The sequence below is a fragment of the Streptomyces sp. NPDC036984 genome (assembly GCF_055607665.1).
In genome coordinates, this window is the sequence record NZ_JBVJRL010000001.1 from 241,634 (window position 1) to 258,350 (window position 16,717).

Below are 16,717 nucleotides of genomic sequence, written 5' to 3' on the forward strand. Positions count from 1 at the left end.
CGGGGCTCGCCGGGCCGCCTCAGCCCTTGCCCGGACTGGCCGAGACCTTCGCCCCCTTCTTCAGAAAACCCATGTCCTCGTAGATCGGGGTCTGGAAACCGAAGGCACCGGCGTTGACCAGGTTCTTCCGCACCCCCACCAGCTGCGGCCGCTGGTACAGCGGGATCGAGCCGGCCGCGGCCCAGATCCTCGCGTCGGCCTTCCTGATCAGGTCCCGCGCCTCGTCCTCGTCCAGTGTGGTGCCGGCCTCGTCGAAAAGCTGGTCGACCTGGTCCGTACCGACCCGTGTGAAGTTCTGCTCGACGTTCACCGAGCCGTCGGCCGCCGGGACCGGCTTGGCGTAGATGGGCCGGGCGTCCGTGGCCGGGAAGGCGGAGGACGGCCAGGAGTACAGGGCGAGGTCGTAGTCGCCGGCGGCGATGTGGTCCTTGAAGTAGCTCTCGTCCGAGACCTTGGTGATCGTCGTACGGATGCCGACCTGCTCCAGCATCGCGGAGATCCGCTCGGCGACGGAGTTCAGGATGTCCGAGCCGGAGCCGGAGGGCAGGACGAAGCGGAGCGCGAGCGGCTTGCCGTCCTTGGCGAGCGGTCCGGCCGGCGCGGCGGCCGGGGCGGCCGTGCCCTGGGGCGCGTACGCGCCGGGTGCGCCGCCGTGCTTGCCCTCCTGCGCGAGGTGCTGGTCGCCGTGCTCGCGCCCGTCGTCGGCGGACTCGTGCTGCTTGTCCTTGCCGTCGCGCTCGCCGTCGCGCTTGCCGTCGTGGTTCTCGTCGGGGCCCTTGTCGTCCTCCCCGACGATGTACTCGCCGTCGTTGCCGCCGTTCGAGACGTCCTCGGAGCCGTGCTCGGGACCGTGCTCGGGACCCGCCGCCTTCTCGCCCTTCTTCTCCTCCTTCAGCGGGCCGCCGCGCACCCAGCCGGCGTCGGCGAGCAGCGCCTGCGCCTCCTTGGCGTCCTGGTCGCCGAGCGCGCCGCTGTTGTCGGCGTAGGCCAGCTGCCCGGACAGGGCGAGGTGGCTGCCGACCGGGACGGCGGGCAGCCCCAGCGGGGTGAGCACCAGCCGGGCCAGCTCCGTGCGGTCCAGGGCGCGGGCGACCGCCCGGCGCACCCGTTCGTCGGCGAGCGGGCCGGCGGCGCCGTTGAGGGCGAGCTGGGTGTAGACGGGCTCCAGGGACTTGCGGACGTCGAAGTCCCGCAGCGCCTGCTGCTGCTCCAGATAGCGGCTGACGGCCTTGCGCAGCTTCTTCTTGCCGGCGTGCACCTCGTCGGAGTCGAGGCCGTGCGCGAGGGCCCAGGAGCGCAGTTTCTTCGCGGAGGTCTTCCCGGCGCCCTGGAGCGGGGTGCCGGTGCCCTTCTCGCGGGCGGCCAGGCCGATCCGCTGGGCCTCGCCGGAGTCGATCTCGGCGAGGTCCACGCTGCCGTCGGCGAGCGCGGTGGCCCGCTTGTCGCGGGCCACGGCGTGCAGCACGATCCGGTCGAGCTTGGCGGGCTTGCCCCACCAGCGGGGGTTGCGGGTGAGGACGACGTCCTTGGCGGCGGTGTCGACCTTCTCGACCTTGAAGGGCCCGGCGGTGACCTTCAGCTTGCGGCGGGCGCCGTCGTTGAAGGCGTCCGGGGTGCCCGTGACGTCCTTCGGGTACAGCGGGGAGAACAGCGATTTCCAGTCGGCGTAGGGGCGCGAGAAGGTGACCCGGACCTGGAGGTCGTTGGCGCCGCGCTCGATCTTGGCGATCCGGTCGTAGCCGGCGTTGCGGGCGGTCCAGTAGGCGCTGTTCTTTCCGGACAGGGCGCGCCACTGGGCGACGAAGTCGGCGGCGCCGATCTCCCGGCCGTCGCTCCAGACGGCCTGCTGGTTCAGCTTGTACTCCACGACCTGGCGCGGTTCGGTCTCGATGACCTTGGCCGACTCCAGGTAGGCGGGATTGGCCGCCGGCCGGCCGGCGGCGTCCATCCGGAACATCGAGGGCAGCACGGCCTGGGCCACTCGGGTGGTGCCGGCGTCGGCGTCGGCCTGGAAGGTGTTCAGCGTCTCCGGTACGGCGTCGACGGCCCATTTCAGGGTGCCGCCGTCGGCGACCTGGTCGCGGGCGACGAGAGCGATGTCCTGCGGCGCGAGCGGGTCGGCGACCTCGTCGTCGGAGCCGCAGCCTGCGAGAAGCGGCACCGCGAGCGCCCCCGCGGTGAGGAAGGTGACCGAGCGCATGACCGCGCGCGAGCCGACGCCGTGGTGGGACATCTCTGCTACCTCCGGGAAGCCGCGGGCTTTATGCTCACATTTGTCGGTATACGGAACTGATCACTTTTGGCGGTATATGGAGCTGATCAGATCTATGCGGCCACTGAAGAGGAAAGGATCCAGCAACAGCGGGCGACACGGCGACGACGGTCGGTAAGCCCACCCGTGCGGCGCAACACACCGGGCGATACACCCGTACGCCTCGGCCAATCGCTGCACATCCCTTCACAGAGGCAGGCGTGAGGCGCAACACTCCAAGGCGCATGAACGTTGCCGCCCATGACCCGCCGGACCCGCGGAAGCGAGGGCAAGTCATGTCCGTGCACGACGACATCAACGCGATCCAGCGCTGTATCGAGGACCTCAACCGGTCGCTGGGCCGTCTGGAGCACCAGATCGGCGGCGGCCTGGACATACGCCGGGTCCGCCTGGACGCCGACCATCTGCGCGAGAGCGTGGCACTGCTGCGGGAGGCCGCCGCCGCCCCGGCCGCGTCGCACCGGCCCGACCTCGTCACCATCTCCGACGCGCCCTACGACATCAGCCTGTGGACGGACTCGGACGACGAGGGCCTGGGCGCCCGCGACCGCCGCGCCCCCTGAACCCGCTACCGACCGGAGTCCTGACTTGGCCACTGGTACGGAACCCCGACAGAACAGCGGCGGCGTACGCACCGGTACACGCGCCGCGATCGCCGCCCCGCACCTGCGGACCGACCGCTGGTGGCTGGCCCCCGCCGTCACCGCGGCCGGTCTGCTCGCCTTCGTCGTCTACTCGACCTGGCGGGCCTTCGCGAACGCGGACTACTACGCGGCGCCGTACGTCTCGCCGTTCTACTCGCCCTGCCTGGCGGAGAACTGCCGGACCATGCGCGCCGGGCCGAACGCCGACCTCTTCGGGAGCTGGTGGGCGATCTCGCCCGCGATCCTCATCCTGATCTTCCCGCTCGGCTTCCGCCTGACCTGCTACTACTACCGCAAGGCGTACTATCGCGCCTTCTGGGCGTCCCCGCCGGCCTGCGCGGTGGCCGAGCCGCACCGGACGTACACCGGCGAGACCCGCTTCCCGCTGATCCTCCAGAACGTCCACCGGTACTTCTTCTACGCCGCCCTGCTGGTCGCCGGCGTGCTGACGTACGACACCGTGCTGGCCTTCCGGGATCAGCACTACCGCTGGGGCCACATGGGCCTCGGCAGCCTGGTCTTCCTGGTCAACATCGTGCTGATCTGGGCGTACACCCTGTCCTGCCACTCCTGCCGGCACATCGTCGGCGGCAAGCTCAAGCACTTCTCCAGACACCCGGTGCGCTACAAGGCGTGGCAGTTCGTCGGGAAGCTCAACGCCCGGCACATGCTGCTCGCGTGGGCTTCCCTGCTGAGCGTGGCACTCGCCGACTTCTACGTCTATCTGGTCGCGTCCGGGGTCTTCGACGATCCGCGCTTCTTCTAGTGATTCCAGTGAGGGACTGAACTGATGTCCGTGGTCGACCGGCAGGAGTGGGACGTCGTCGTGGTCGGTGCCGGCGGTGCCGGGCTGCGGGCCGCCATCGAGGCGCGCGAGCGTGGCGCCCGTACGGCGGTGATCTGCAAGTCTCTGTTCGGCAAGGCGCACACGGTGATGGCCGAGGGCGGCATCGCGGCGGCGATGGCCAACGCCAACGAGCACGACACCTGGCAGGTCCACTTCCGCGACACCATGCGCGGCGGCAAGTTCCTCAACCAGTGGCGGATGGCCGAGCTGCATGCGCAGGAGGCCCCGGACCGGGTGTGGGAGCTGGAGACCTGGGGCGCGCTGTTCGACCGTACGAAGGACGGCCGCATCTCGCAGCGCAACTTCGGCGGCCACGAGTACCCCCGGCTGGCCCACGTCGGCGACCGTACGGGTCTGGAGCTGATCCGCACGCTCCAGCAGAAGATCGTCGCCCTCCAGCAGGAGGACTTCCGGGAGAGCGGTGACTACGAGTCCCGGCTGAAGGTCTTCCAGGAGTGCACGGTCACGCGGATCCTCAAGGACGGGGACCGCGTCTGCGGGGTCTTCGGGTACGAGCGCGAGACCGGCCGTTTCCTCGTCCTGGAGGCACCCGCCGTGGTCGTCGCGACCGGCGGCATCGGCAAGTCCTTCAAGGTCACCTCGAACTCCTGGGAGTACACCGGCGACGGCCACGCGCTGGCGCTCCTCGCGGGCGCACCGCTGCTGAACATGGAGTTCGTGCAGTTCCACCCGACCGGCATGGTCTGGCCGCCCTCGGTGAAGGGCATCCTCGTCACCGAGTCCGTGCGCGGGGACGGCGGGGTGCTCAGGAACTCCGAGGGCAAGCGGTTCATGTTCGACTACGTCCCGGACGTCTTCAAGGAGAAGTACGCCGAGTCGGAGGAGGAGGCCGACCGGTGGTACGACGACCCGGACCACAACCGCCGGCCTCCCGAGCTGCTGCCCCGCGACGAGGTGGCGCGGGCGATCAACGCCGAGGTGAAGGCGGGCCGGGGTTCGCCGCACGGCGGTGTCTTCCTGGACGTGTCGACCCGGATGCCCGCCGAGGTGATCCGGCGCCGGCTGCCGTCGATGTACCACCAGTTCAAGGAGCTGGCGGACGTCGACATCACGGCCGAGGCCATGGAGGTCGGGCCGACCTGCCACTACGTGATGGGCGGCATCGCGGTCGACTCCGACACGGCGGCGGCCCGCGGGGTGCCGGGGCTGTACGCGGCAGGCGAGGTGGCCGGCGGCATGCACGGCTCCAACCGGCTCGGCGGCAACTCCCTGTCCGACCTGCTGGTCTTCGGCCGCCGGGCCGGCTGGCACGCGGCCGAGTACGCGCAAGCGCTGACGTACCGGCGCCCGCCGGTGGACGACGTCCAGGTCGACGCGGCCGCCGCGGAGGCCCTGCGTCCCTTCTCCGCGGAGGCGGAGGGCGAGGCGGGGCCGCCGGAGAACCCGTACACCCTGCACCAGGAACTCCAGCAGGCCATGAACGACCTGGTCGGCATCATCCGCCGCGAGGGCGAGATGGAGCAGGCCCTGCACAAGCTGGCCGAGCTGCGGGCACGGGCCCGGCGGGCCGGCGTGGAGGGCCACCGCCAGTTCAACCCCGGCTGGCATCTCGCCCTGGACCTGAGGAACATGCTGCTGGTCAGCGAGTGCGTGGCCCGGGCCGCGCTGGAGCGCACCGAGTCGCGCGGCGGGCACACCCGCGAGGACCACCCGACGATGGACCGCGCCTGGCGCAACGTGAACCTGCTCTGCACCCTCGCCGACCCCACCGGCGGCCTCGCCGCGACCGATCACGCCCGCGGTCAGATCCGCCTCAGCCGCGAGACCACCGACCCCATCCGCCCGGACCTGCTCGCCCTCTTCGAGAAGGAGGAGCTGGTCAAGTACCTCGCCGAAGAGGAGCTGTACGAGTGAGCAGCTACGAGGCCCGCTTCAAGGTGTGGCGGGGTGACGAACAGGGCGGCGGCCTCGAGGACTTCACGGTCGAGGTGAACGACGGCGAGGTGGTCCTGGACATCGTCCACCGCATCCAGGCCACCCAGGCACCCGACCTGGCCGTGCGCTGGAACTGCAAGGCGGGCAAGTGCGGTTCGTGCTCGGCGGAGATCAACGGCCGACCCCGGCTGTTGTGCATGACGCGGATGTCGGTGTTCACCCGGGACGAGACGATCACGGTGACACCGCTGCGGGCCTTCCCGGTGGTCCGGGACCTGGTGACGGACGTCGGCTTCAATTACCGGAAGGCGAGGGAGGTCCCGTCCTTCGTCCCGCCCGCCGGTCTCGGCCCCGGCGAGTACCGCATGGTCCAGGAGGACGTGGACCGCTCGCAGGAGTTCCGCAAGTGCATCGAGTGCTTCCTGTGCCAGAACACCTGCCACGTGGTGCGCGACCACGAGGAGAACAAGCAGGCGTTCGCGGGCCCGCGCTACCTGATGCGCGTCGCCGAACTCGACATGCACCCGCTGGACGCGGCCGCCGAGTCCGGCCTGGACCGGGGGCGCACCGCCCAGGACGAGCACGGCCTCGGCTACTGCAACATCACCAAGTGCTGCACGGAGGTCTGCCCCGAGGGCATCAAGATCACCGACAACGCCCTGATCCCCCTGAAGGAACGGGCGGTCGACCGCAAGTACGACCCGCTGGTGTGGCTGGGGTCGAAGATCAGGAGGCGGTCGGGGGCGTGACCACCCAGTCCTCCCGGTACGCCCGCCAGTCCTCCTCCGTGGCCGCGAAGTCAACGTAGAGAGCGACGCCGAAGCGGGCCCGGCCGGCGTCCGTGCGGCTCAGGCCGAGGCGGACCCCGCGCACGGCGGCGGGCACGGTCTCGGCGTGCGCCCAGTGACCGAACCGGTTCTCGTGGTAGAAGGGCAGGCCCATCAGCAGGTCGGTGCCCTCCGGCGTGACCTCCAGGGCGAGGCTCGTCTGCTGGGCCACATAGCCGCCGTACAGGCTTTCGAGCGGCTGCATGGTGTCGTACGACATGACGGCGATCTGGTCGACGCGGCGGGCCACCTGTCCGAAGTACGCCTGCGACCACCACTTGGGGTGGCCGGTGGTCGTGCCCCAGAAGGAGTGGAAGCCGGGCAGCGGGTCGATCTGATGGGCCGCGACGGAGAGGACGGCGCCCCGGGCGTGGGTGAGGTCGCGCAGGTCGTCGAGGAGGCCGAGGTAGTCGCGGTCGCCGGAGTGCAGGGGCTCCAGGTCGAAGTGGGCGCCCTGGAAGCCGGCGTCGAGGATGCCGCGGGTCGAGTCGAGGATCGCCGCGCGGGTGGCCGGGCGGTCGAGGCGCAGCCCCTTCGGGCCCTCGCTGGCCAGCACGTCACCGAGCCAGGCCTGGACGCGGACGCCGGGCAGCTCCCGGTGGACGGCCGCCGTCAGCCAACGGGCCTTCGGGTACGCGGACCCGGGGAGGGTGCCGTCGTGTTCCAGCGGGCCCGAGTGGACGTACAGATCGTGGATGCCGGTGTCGCGGAGGCGGCGGGCGAGGGCCTTGACGTCCTTCTCGGTCTTCCGGCCGTCCACCCAGGCGTGGCCCAGCCAGACGGCGTCCCGGTGCCGGGTGCGGGTGCCGGGGGCCGGGTCGCCGGTGTAGTTGAGGCGGAGGGCCGTCTCGGCGGTGAGGAGCGGGAACAGCAGGAGGGCGAGGACGGCGGCGACGACGCGGAGGATCCGCCGCCTGCGGGAGCGGGGCTTCGGCCGCGGAGCCGGACGGTCACCGGCCGGGGCCGCGCCGTCCGGCGGGGCTATGGACTCGCCGGTCTCATTGCTGCGGCCGGTGTCGCCGGCCTCACCGGCCTCACCGGCTTCGGCTTCCGGACGGCCCTCCTGCTCCGCGTGTTCCGCGTCCCGGTCCCCGCCCACCGGGTTCGCACGGTCCCGGCTCTCGCCGGCCCGACCCAAGCCCGCCCGCTTCTCCTCGGCCCGACCCAAGCCCGCTCGCTTCTCCTCGGCCCGCTCCTCGCCGGCCCGCTTCTCCTCGGCCCGCTCCTCGCCGGCCCGCTTCTCCTCGGCCCTGTCCTCGTCCGCCCGCTTCTCCTCGGCCCGCTCCTCGCCGGCCCGCTTCTCCTCGGCCCTGTCCTCGTCCGCCCGCTTCTCCTCGGCCCTGTCCTCGCCGGCCCGCTTCTCCTCGGCCCGCTCCTCGCCGGCCCGCTTCTCCCCGGCTTGGTCCTCGTCCGCCCGCTTGCCGTCCGCCCGCTGCTCGTCCATCCCGCCCCCCTGTCCTTCTGGTCCCCCACCCGTATCCATCCCGCTCGCGAAGGCGTCTACCTGCCCATACGCTCCGAAATGTGACGTCCTCCCTGATCCGGGGCCGGCCCCGGCGTGCCACAGCGCACATACGGGTGCGGGTGGCGTATGCCGTGCTGGGTGCCCTGGTGGGAGCCGGGTGGCTGATGTCGCCGGTGATGACGGTCGGTGCCCGCGATCCGGTTCCCGCCGCGCCGGTCGGCATGGTGGCGAGCGCCGCCGCCCCCGACCAGGACGAGACGTCCACCGCCGACCTCGTGCTGCCGCTGGTCGCCGGGGTGGCGGCCGTCACCCTCGCCGGATACGGCTACCTCCGGCGCACCCGGCGGGCCCGCACCCGGACCACTCCGGGCACCGTCTCGGCGCGCCCGCCCTCGCCCACCCCGGCCGACTCCGAACGCCAGGCCCGCGCGGCACTGCGCCTGGCCGACGACTGCGTACGGACCAGCAGGGAGGAGCTGTCCTTCGTCCGGGACCGGTACGGGGAGAAGCAGACGGAGCCGTTCACGCACGCCCTGCGGGCCGCCGAGACCGAGCTGGCGGCGGCGTGCGCGATCTGGCGGCGGTACGAGGAGGGCGTCCCGGAGGACGAGAGCGCCCGGCGCCAGGCGCTGGTCGGGGTGATCGGCCGCTGCGCGGAGGCGGGGCGCCGGCTGGACGCGGAGGCGGCGGCGCTGGATCGGCTGCGGGGGTTCGGCGCAGAGGACGGGGCGGGGGGCCTCGGCTCGGCGCTGGAGGTGGCCGAGGGGCGGTTCCGGGAGTGGGCGGCGCGGACCCTGCCCGCGCAGGACACGCTGGCGGCCCTCCGGGAGCGGTACGCGCCCTCCGCCACCGGGCCCGCCACCGGATATCTCGAACAGGCCAAGGACCGGCTGGTGTTCGCCACCGTCCGGCTCAACGAGGCCCGCCAGGCCGCCGACGCGGGCGACATGCGGCGGGCCGCCCGGCAGCTGCGCGCCGGCGAGGGCGCGGTGGCCCAGGCCGGGACGCTGGTGGACGGCGTGGAGCGGCTCGCGGCGCGGCTCGGGGAGGCGGCCGGGCTGGTACCGGCCGCGGTGGCCGGCGCCGAGGAGGAGCTGGCCGCGGTCCGGCGCGAGGCCGGGCGGACCTCGTTGACCACGGGTGAGCTGCACGCCCGGCTGGCGCACGCCGAAAGGGTGCTGGCGGCGGTCCGCGAGGAGCTGGCCGGCGGACCGTACGACCCGCTGGACGCACTGCGCCGGATCACCCGCGCCGTCGAGCGGCTGGAGGGGGAACGCCCGGAGGTACTGGACACCGCGGCGCTGCTGGTGGCGCGGGGTGCCGTGGCCGGGGCGGAGGAGTTCGTCGCGGTGCACCGGGCAGCGGTGGGCGCGGAGGCCCGGGCCCGGCTGGCGGAGGCGGCACGGGAGCTGGACGCGGGGAACACCGGCCCGGCCGACGCCTTCGCCGCCCAGGCACGGGAGCACGCCGAGCAGGACGTACGGGTGTACGGCACCCCGCATGTCGGCACCGACGGGGACACGGCCGGTCTCGCCGGCGCCGTGCTCGGCGGCATCCTCCTGGCCGAGGACCCGGACGCCGGTCCCCCGGCCGCGTACGGCGGCCCGCAGACCCGCACCCGCCACCACAGCGGCCCCGACGCCTAGGGCCTCTCTTCCGGATCTCGCCGGGAGCGCGGGACCGGCCTGATCCGTAAGACCTGATCCGGAAAAAGGCCCCGGCCGCCGGGGTTCCGGCCGGCCGCGTCGTCGGGGGGCGGGCCCGGTTCAGAAGAGGCTCAGCAGCGCCTCCGCCGGGTCGGTGAGGCCGCCCTCTCCGCCCGGCAGCGGCAGCTCGAACCACACCGTCTTGCCGCGGGGCGTCCGCCGGGAGCCCCAGGCCGCGCTGAGCAGGCCGACCAGCTGCAAGCCCCGCCCGCCCTCGTCTGTGTCCCGGGCGCGTCGGCGGCGGGGCTGGACGAGACCGGAGTCCCAGACCTCGCAGACCAGTGTGCGGTCCAGCAGCAGCCGTAGCCTGATGTCCCCCTCGCCGTACCGCAGCGCGTTCGTCACCAGCTCGCTGACCAGCAGCTCCGTGGTGTCGACCAGCGGTTCCAGGTCCCAGGACAGCAGCTGGCCGCGGGCGTACTCACGGGCCCGGCCCACACTGCGCGGCTCGCGGGACAGCGTCCAGTCGCCGACGGACTCCGCGGGCAGCCCCTGGACCCGGGCCATCAGCAGGGCGATGTCGTCCTCGCCGTGGTGGGTGTCGAGGGTGTTGAGGACGTGGTCGCAGACGTCCTCCAGCGGCCGCGACGGATCCGTGAGCGCCCCCACGAACGCCTGCAGTCCCTCTTCCAGGGGGTGGTCGCGGGACTCGACCAGGCCGTCCGTGTAGAGCGCGAGCAGGGCGCCCTCCGGCAGTTCGACCTCGACCTCCTCGAACGGCTCGCCGCCCACGCCGAGCGGCATGCCGGGCGGCACGTCGAGCATCAGCGCCGTCTCGCCGGGCTCGACCAGGACCGGCGGCAGATGGCCGGCGTTGGCGAACGTGCAGCGTCTGGTCACCGAGTCGTACACGGCGTACACGCAGGTCGCCAGGTACACCTCGGACAGGTCGGCGTCCCGGGGCTGGCGGGCGGTACGCGTCGCCTGCTGGACCCCGCCCGGGGTGCCGAGCCCGCGCGCGATCTCGTCCAACGCCGACAGTACTTCGGCCGGTTCGAGGTCGAGCAGGGCCAAGGTGCGTACGGCCGTACGGAGTTCACCCATCGCCACGGCCGCGCGCAGGCCCCGCCCCATCACGTCACCGACCACCAACGCCGTACGGTGACCGGGCAGTTCGATCACGTCGAACCAGTCGCCGCCCACCTCCGTCGCCGCGTTGCCGGGCAGATAGCGGCAGGCGATGTCCAGGCCGGACGCCTCGGGGTCGCCGGGCGGGAGCAGGGACCGCTGGAGTATCAGCGCCCGTTCGTGTTCCCGGCGGTACAGGCGCGCGTTGTCGATGCAGACGGCGGCGCGTGCGGCCAGCTCGACAGCGAGGTCCCGGTCCCGGTCGCCGAACGGCTCGCTGCCCTTGGTACGGGCGAACTGTGCGAGTCCCACGACCGTGTCGTGGGCGACCATCGGCACGGCCAGCGTGGACTGCACGAGGCCCCCCTCCTCGGCGGGCACGTGCTGCGGCCGGGCGGTGCGCAGGGCGTCCGCGCAGGGCGAGTTGAACGGGAAGTGGTGGACCGCGCCCACCTCGACGGGTTCCCCGGAGCCGCTGAAAGGGGCACCGGACACCGCGCTGGCGAAGGCGACGCGGCGCAGTTCGGCGCTGCCGTCGGCGAGACCGGGTGGGGTCTCGTCGCCCGCCAGCAGGCCCTGGTAGAGATCGACGGTGGCGAGGTCGCAGAAGCCGGGCACGACCACGTCGAGGAGTTCGCGGGCCGTGGTCTCCAGGTCGAGGGAGTTGCCGATCCGGGCACCCGCCTCGTTGAGCAGGGCGAGGTTGCGGCGGGCGGCGGCGGCCTCGCGGGCGGCGGCACGGCGGGCGGTGATGTCGGTGCCGAGCCAGGCGACACCGATGGGCCGGCCGGTACCGCTGTGCACGCGGTAGAGGTTGACGGACCAGTGCCGGCGTTCCTCGGAGCCCGGGACGAAGCCGGTGACGTGCATGTCGGTGATGGACTCGCCGCTCTCCAGCACCCGGCGCAGGGTGGCCGAGACCCGCTCGGCCTCACCGCGCGGCAGATAGTCGTGAACTCCCTTGCCGCGGTGGTCGTCCGGGGATCCGCCGAAGATGGAGGCGAAGCGCATGTTGGCCCGGCGGATCCGCAGGTCGGGGTCGATCAGCAGGAAACCGAACGGGGATTGACCGAATATCGCCTGCGAGGCGGCGAGATCCGTCTCGATACTGCGCAGCGTGCGGACGTCGACGACTATACAGACGGCGGCATTCTCGCCCTCGGCACTGCGGGTCGGCATGACGTAGACCTCGGCCAGGCCCTCTTCGCCGCGCGCGCCGTCCGGCCCGTCCGGCATCCGGAAGGGAACCACTCCGGTCCACTCGCGCCCGTCGAGGATCTCGGCCATCTTCCGCTGGCCGCGCTCGCGCAGGTCGGGGTCGATGAAAGCCTCTATGGGGTCCATGCCGACGGCGCGTTCGGCGGGAATACCGAAGAGCTGCTCGGCTCGCAGGCTCCACTGTTCGACCAGACCGCCGGGACTGATGGAGAAGGACGCGACCTTGATGTAGTCGTAGATCGAACCGGGCGGACTGCTCTGCCACATGGCGTCTCCGGGTGCCGCGGCAGCCTCCGCGGCCTGACTCCTCGCGCCGTCCGACGGGTCCTCGAACTCCGTGGCCTTCGCTGGTATCTCGCTCACGCGAACCGTCCCCTCCAGCTCACCGCGTCCGGCACCGGTCACCGGGGGCGGCTGCCCGCAGTATCCAGCACTACGGCGCCGCACGACACGGTGTTCACGATCACAGCTCGGTCCAGGTGTTTTTCGGACCGGTCCGTGACAACACTCCCACTCTTCTAACCAGGGAACACACCGCCGAATCGCCCGCCCTAGGACAGGGTGCGCCCCCGGCGCGCACGGTGGACGGCGCGCCTGCGGCTGTACACCCCGTGCCCCCGTGGTGCTCCGGCCTCACCCGGGCACCGCCAGCTCGAACCAGACGGTCTTTCCGCTCGCGTCGGGCCGGGTGCCCCAGCGGCGGGAGGAGCCGGCGACCAGCTGGAGGCCGCGTCCGCTCTCGTCCTCGGGCTGCGCGACACGTTCGCGCGGCGGGTCCGGGAGCGGGTCCGAGACCTCCACCAGCAGCGCGTCCTCCATCCCGGCGGGGCGGATCAGCCGTACGCCGATGGGGCCGGTGGCGTGCCGCAGTGAGTTGGTGACCAGTTCGCTCACCAGCAGGGCGGCGAGGTCGGCGACGCAGTCCAGATCCCAGCCGTGCAGCTGACGCCGGACCGCCGCGCGGGCGGCGCGCACCGCGCCGGGATCTGCCGGAAAGGTCCACTCGACGCAGTCGCCGTCGGTGTCGATCACGCCGATCACTTCCCAGGCCAGCGATCCCACCCATGTCCGGTTTCGTGGGGTTAATGGGGACATACCCGATATCCGGGGGGCAGTACCGCGCGAAAGGGCGCACTGTGGCACGAACGGGCGCGCTCCACTTGGGGGCCGGGGTCCAAGAGCTCGGGTGGGGGTCGTCCTGCGACTGCGGGTCCGTTGCGGCTGGTCGCGCCCACGCGACGGCAGCCGCACCTCAGACCCGGCCCCACGCCCCTTGCGAGGCTACGCCCCGCGTCCGATCGTGGCCGCCACCTCTTGGACCGCCGGGACATCCTGGTCGAGCCAGTCGACCTCCCAGATGCGGTCCGGGGTCAGCCAGCGCAGCGCGTCGTGGTCCTGGAGGGGCCGGGGCGCGGGTGAGCCGGGGCGCAGGCGGGCGGTCCACACCTTCAGGACGTACGGCGTCCGCAGCGGCCACTCCCCCGGCACACGCCCGACCGGCTCGGCGTCGACGCCCAGTTCCTCGCGCAGTTCGCGCACCAAGGCGTCCTCGGGCCGCTCGCCCGCCTCGACCTTGCCGCCGGGCAGCTCCCAGCGCCCGGCCAGGTCAGCGGGCGCGCTGCGGCGTGCGGCGAGCAGCCGGCCGCCGTCGAACAGGGCGGCTCCCACCACCACGATCCGCTCCGGCCCGGGTGTCATCGGAGTCATGGACGTCATGGAGCGGAGCCTACGGGAGGCGGGAATGGTCAGTTCCGAGTGCCGTCGCCGTTCTGGCTGATGCGCTCGACCCAGTAGAGCTGCTTGTGCCCCCGGTCGTCGAGGCTGTCGGCGATCTTCTGCGCCTCCGCGCGGGTCGCGTACCGGCCGACGCGGTAGCGATTGCCGTTGTCGTCCTGCCGTATCACGATCCAGGGCAGAGAGACCGTGCCTTCACTCATGGGCCCCACCGCCCGCGTACCTTCGCGCACCGCCCCGCCCTCCCCCACTTCCGACTTCGCTCTCGCTTGCGCGGGGGGACACCCATCCCCTCTCGGGCCCCCGTCGCGCCCCGCCTAAGGAAACCGCAGTCCGCATATGCCCGAGCGTACGCCCAACCTTCACTGAGCGAATACGTCTTTTCACAAAGAGGTACGCAACCAGCCAGAACGCCGGGGGCGCACGGGACCGAATGCGCCGTCGCGAACTCCGCTGCCTCGACTCGGGCAAGCCGGGGGCAGCCGGGACCACCTGGGAGAACGGCCGGATTGCTGCGCCGCGCGGGGGCCCGGCGGCGACCGGAGCACCGTCGTCAACGCCCGTACGGGCGCGCGGGGGTGTGCGCTACTTCACGCGGAGTGCGCACGCACGCACGCCCGGCGGGCCGCCGACGGGGCGACGCCCGCGGGGCCCGGTGCGCCCGTCACTTCACGGGCAGGTGGTAGGAGACCCGGTAGCGGTCGGCCGGGATCACCACGTCGGCGGTCTCGACCGGGCGGCCGGAGGCGAAGTAGGTGCGCTGGACGACCAGGACCACATGGCCGGGGACACCGCCGAGCAGGTGCAGTTCCTCGGCGAGGCCGGGGCGGGCGCCGACCTCCTCGGTGACGTTGTCGACGATGACGTCGATGGCCCGCATCCGCTCGACCACGCCCATCCCGCCGAGCGGTCCCTCCTCGGGCAGCATCACGGGGGTGCGGCCGGTGACGGCGAGGGGCTCCCAGGAGGTGGAGAGCATCATCGGCTCGCCGCCCTCCCGGAACACGTACTTGGTGCGCATGACCCGGTCGCCGGACTGGATCGCCAGCCGCTCGGCGATGGCCGCGCCGGCCTCGGCCTGCTCGCTGCTGGACTCCCAGGTGCCGCGCACCGAGGCGTCGGACTGCTCCTGCCGGAACGGGGTGGCGCCGCCGGCCGGGCGGTAGCCGGAGCGGGCCACCCGCCGGGGCACCGGCCGCTCCCGCACATACGTCCCCGAGCCGGACCGGCCCTCGACGAGCCCCTCGGCCATCAGCACCTTGCGGGCCTCCAGCGCGACGGTGTCCGAGACGCCGTACTCCTCGCGGATGCGGGCCTGGGAGGGGAGCCGGGTGTGGGGCGGGAGTGAACCGTCGACGATCTTCTTGCGGAGATCACCCGCGACGCGCAGGTACGCCGGCTGCTCACCGAAAGTCACTGGCCGCTCCCATCAGGTTGTACAGACAGCAACAGCCTGGCAACCGTGGGTTGTGCCGTGCAAGCGAAGGCCAGAGAATCACTCGATGTGATGACATGCGGGCCGGGAGGGCTTTACCCAGGCGCTTTCTTCCCCGTATAGGGGTGCTCAGCCCGCGGCCCGCTCACACCTGGAGAGAGCTGCCGGCGCCCTCGTCGTCCGCGGGCGGGGTGGTGGCCAGCCCGAGCGCCTTGCGGGCGTCGACCGCCTGGCGGGGGCCGATCAGGCCGAAGCCCTTGTCGTAGTGCCCGTAGAAGGCGTCCGCGTCCTTCGCCTCGGCGGCTTTCGCCCACTCCGCGCGCGCCTTGTCCAGCCGGGCGGCGAGCGCCGTGACCGGCCCCTCGGCCCCCGCGGGCCAGTCGTGCGCGCGCAGCGTTTGGGACTGCTCGGCCAGCGCGGCCGACACCCGGCCCGCCCACGCCTTGTGCCCCGGCAGGTCGTCCTCCACGTACTCCTCGTCCGGGGCGGTCTCCAGGGCCGCGTTGAGGACGTGAGCGGCCTTCAGATAGGCGACCTGGTCGGCGTCGAGGACGGTCTCGTCGTTGCGCAACGAGCCGGTCAGGTCCTCGCCCTCCGTGGTGTTGCCGAACACACAGGTGACCTCGCGGTCCCCGCCGGCCCAGCTGTCCTCGGTCGGCGTCAGGTAGTACACGTCGACGTCCCGCGGGATCGCCCAGCCGTCCATCGCGTAGCCGTCCTGGAGGGTCCAGCAGCGCTCGTCGGCGGTGTCGGTGACCTTGTCGTCCCCGGGGTAGGCGCCGTCCGCCAGCCGGAAGGACGCGAACACCTCGCCGTCGTGCGCGCCGGCGCAGGGGACCTTGTCCACGTCGTACGTCTCGCCGCTCAGCGCACCGTCCGGCGCGTTGAAGCACTCCCCCTCGGCCAGCGAGACGGTCGCGCCCTCACGCGAGCCCTCCTCGACCCCCCGCCACACCTCGGCCGCGCCGCCGGTGGCGAGCAGCAGCGCCCACAGCGCGATCCCGACCCCGGACAGCACCGCGCCGCCCACGGCCAGCCCGGTGCCGCGTTCGCCACGCCGGCGGATCTGCCGCAGCGCGACCAGCCCGAGCACCAGCCCGACACCGGGCAGGAAGCACAGCACACCGAGCACGAGGGCGGCGATGGCGAGCCCGTTGACCGGTGCCGGGTGGTTGAAGGGGCTGTACCCCTGGGCCCACGGCCGGTACCCCGGCAACCCCGGGGGACCGGCGGGTTGTTGGCCGTACGGCGACGGCCCGTACGGCCCCCGCGGGTACGACTCGGGTGGCTGGAACGGCCCTTGTGGCTGGTGGGGGCCGGGTGGCGGGGGTATGGACACCGGTACCGTGCTCCTGGGTCGGGCGGCGGCAGGACAGGACCGGCGACCGGCCGGCGGCTGGACTGACGTACGACTGGCCGCATGGTAAGCGGGGCACGAACGGGGACGGAATGCGGGTGGAGACCCAGACGGGCGGCCGGATGGACGGCACGGCCCGTCAGGGGCGGTCCGGCGCGGGGGAGTCGGCGCTGGCGGAGTCGGCCGAGGCCGTGGGCATGCCGGCCGCTCAGACTGCGGCACCCGCACGGAAGTTCCCCGGCTTCCTC

At 72.6% G+C, this 16,717-nt stretch carries 13 protein-coding genes; 5 read left to right on the plus strand and 8 right to left on the minus strand.

Annotation, left to right across the window (positions count from 1 at the left end):
- Positions 1–19: 19 nt before the first annotated feature.
- The gene (locus tag ACZ7DL_RS01100) at positions 20–2,233 is read right to left on the minus strand and encodes an ABC transporter family substrate-binding protein (protein WP_470770406.1); all 2,214 of its coding nucleotides are present in this window, start codon (positions 2,231–2,233) and stop codon (positions 20–22) included.
- Positions 2,234–2,547: 314 nt separating this feature from the next.
- Between ACZ7DL_RS01100 and ACZ7DL_RS01105 the strand changes: the two genes are divergently transcribed.
- Genes ACZ7DL_RS01105 through ACZ7DL_RS01120 form a run of 4 tightly spaced genes read left to right on the plus strand, consistent with a single transcriptional unit; the run spans position 2,548 to position 6,408 of the window.
- Positions 2,548–2,835 carry a hypothetical protein gene (locus ACZ7DL_RS01105; RefSeq protein ID WP_470770408.1) on the plus strand — a complete coding sequence of 96 codons (288 nt, stop codon included), beginning with the start codon at positions 2,548–2,550 and terminating at the stop codon, positions 2,833–2,835.
- Between the two features lie 25 nt (positions 2,836–2,860).
- Positions 2,861–3,682, plus strand: coding sequence for a hypothetical protein (locus ACZ7DL_RS01110; protein WP_470770411.1), 822 nt, complete (start codon positions 2,861–2,863; stop codon positions 3,680–3,682).
- Positions 3,683–3,706: 24 nt separating this feature from the next.
- On the plus strand, positions 3,707–5,638 hold the full coding sequence (locus ACZ7DL_RS01115) for a fumarate reductase/succinate dehydrogenase flavoprotein subunit (RefSeq protein ID WP_470770413.1): 1,932 nt from the start codon (positions 3,707–3,709) through the stop codon (positions 5,636–5,638).
- A complete protein-coding gene (locus tag ACZ7DL_RS01120) occupies positions 5,635–6,408 on the plus strand; it encodes a succinate dehydrogenase/fumarate reductase iron-sulfur subunit (RefSeq protein WP_470770414.1) in 774 nt (257 codons plus the stop codon). Before ACZ7DL_RS01115 ends, ACZ7DL_RS01120 begins: the two co-directional genes overlap by 4 nt.
- Here ACZ7DL_RS01120 and ACZ7DL_RS01125 read toward each other — a convergent pair.
- Positions 6,386–7,471: a hypothetical protein gene (locus ACZ7DL_RS01125; protein WP_470771172.1), complete on the minus strand. Its 1,086-nt coding sequence runs from the start codon at positions 7,469–7,471 to the stop codon at positions 6,386–6,388. The two genes, ACZ7DL_RS01120 and ACZ7DL_RS01125, sit on opposite strands and share 23 nt — an antisense overlap.
- A gap of 539 nt (positions 7,472–8,010) precedes the next feature.
- On the opposite strand from ACZ7DL_RS01125, the gene ACZ7DL_RS01130 reads away from it, so the two are divergent.
- Complete coding sequence (locus ACZ7DL_RS01130) at positions 8,011–9,597, plus strand: hypothetical protein (protein ID WP_470770416.1); 1,587 nt, start codon at positions 8,011–8,013, stop codon at positions 9,595–9,597.
- Positions 9,598–9,717: 120 nt separating this feature from the next.
- Here the strand turns inward: ACZ7DL_RS01130 and ACZ7DL_RS01135 are convergent, their stop codons facing one another.
- The 6 genes from ACZ7DL_RS01135 to ACZ7DL_RS01160 all read right to left on the minus strand — a co-directional run bounded on the left by ACZ7DL_RS01135 (position 9,718) and on the right by ACZ7DL_RS01160 (position 16,451).
- The gene (locus ACZ7DL_RS01135; RefSeq protein WP_470770417.1) at positions 9,718–12,306 is read right to left on the minus strand and encodes a SpoIIE family protein phosphatase; all 2,589 of its coding nucleotides are present in this window, start codon (positions 12,304–12,306) and stop codon (positions 9,718–9,720) included.
- Positions 12,307–12,576: 270 nt separating this feature from the next.
- A complete protein-coding gene (locus ACZ7DL_RS01140) occupies positions 12,577–13,005 on the minus strand; it encodes an ATP-binding protein (RefSeq protein WP_470770419.1) in 429 nt (142 codons plus the stop codon).
- A 219-nt stretch (positions 13,006–13,224) separates the two neighbouring features.
- Complete coding sequence (locus ACZ7DL_RS01145; protein ID WP_470771173.1) at positions 13,225–13,650, minus strand: (deoxy)nucleoside triphosphate pyrophosphohydrolase; 426 nt, start codon at positions 13,648–13,650, stop codon at positions 13,225–13,227.
- 38 nt (positions 13,651–13,688) lie between these two features.
- Positions 13,689–13,880, minus strand: a complete 192-nt coding sequence (locus ACZ7DL_RS01150) for an SPOR domain-containing protein (RefSeq protein WP_470770420.1) — start codon at positions 13,878–13,880, stop codon at positions 13,689–13,691.
- A 461-nt stretch (positions 13,881–14,341) separates the two neighbouring features.
- Positions 14,342–15,094, minus strand: a complete 753-nt coding sequence (locus ACZ7DL_RS01155) for a GntR family transcriptional regulator (protein WP_470770422.1) — start codon at positions 15,092–15,094, stop codon at positions 14,342–14,344.
- A gap of 163 nt (positions 15,095–15,257) precedes the next feature.
- Entirely contained in the window at positions 15,258–16,451 is a 1,194-nt protein-coding gene (locus ACZ7DL_RS01160) for a DUF4190 domain-containing protein (RefSeq protein WP_470770423.1), read from the minus strand.
- Positions 16,452–16,717: the final 266 nt, after the last annotated feature.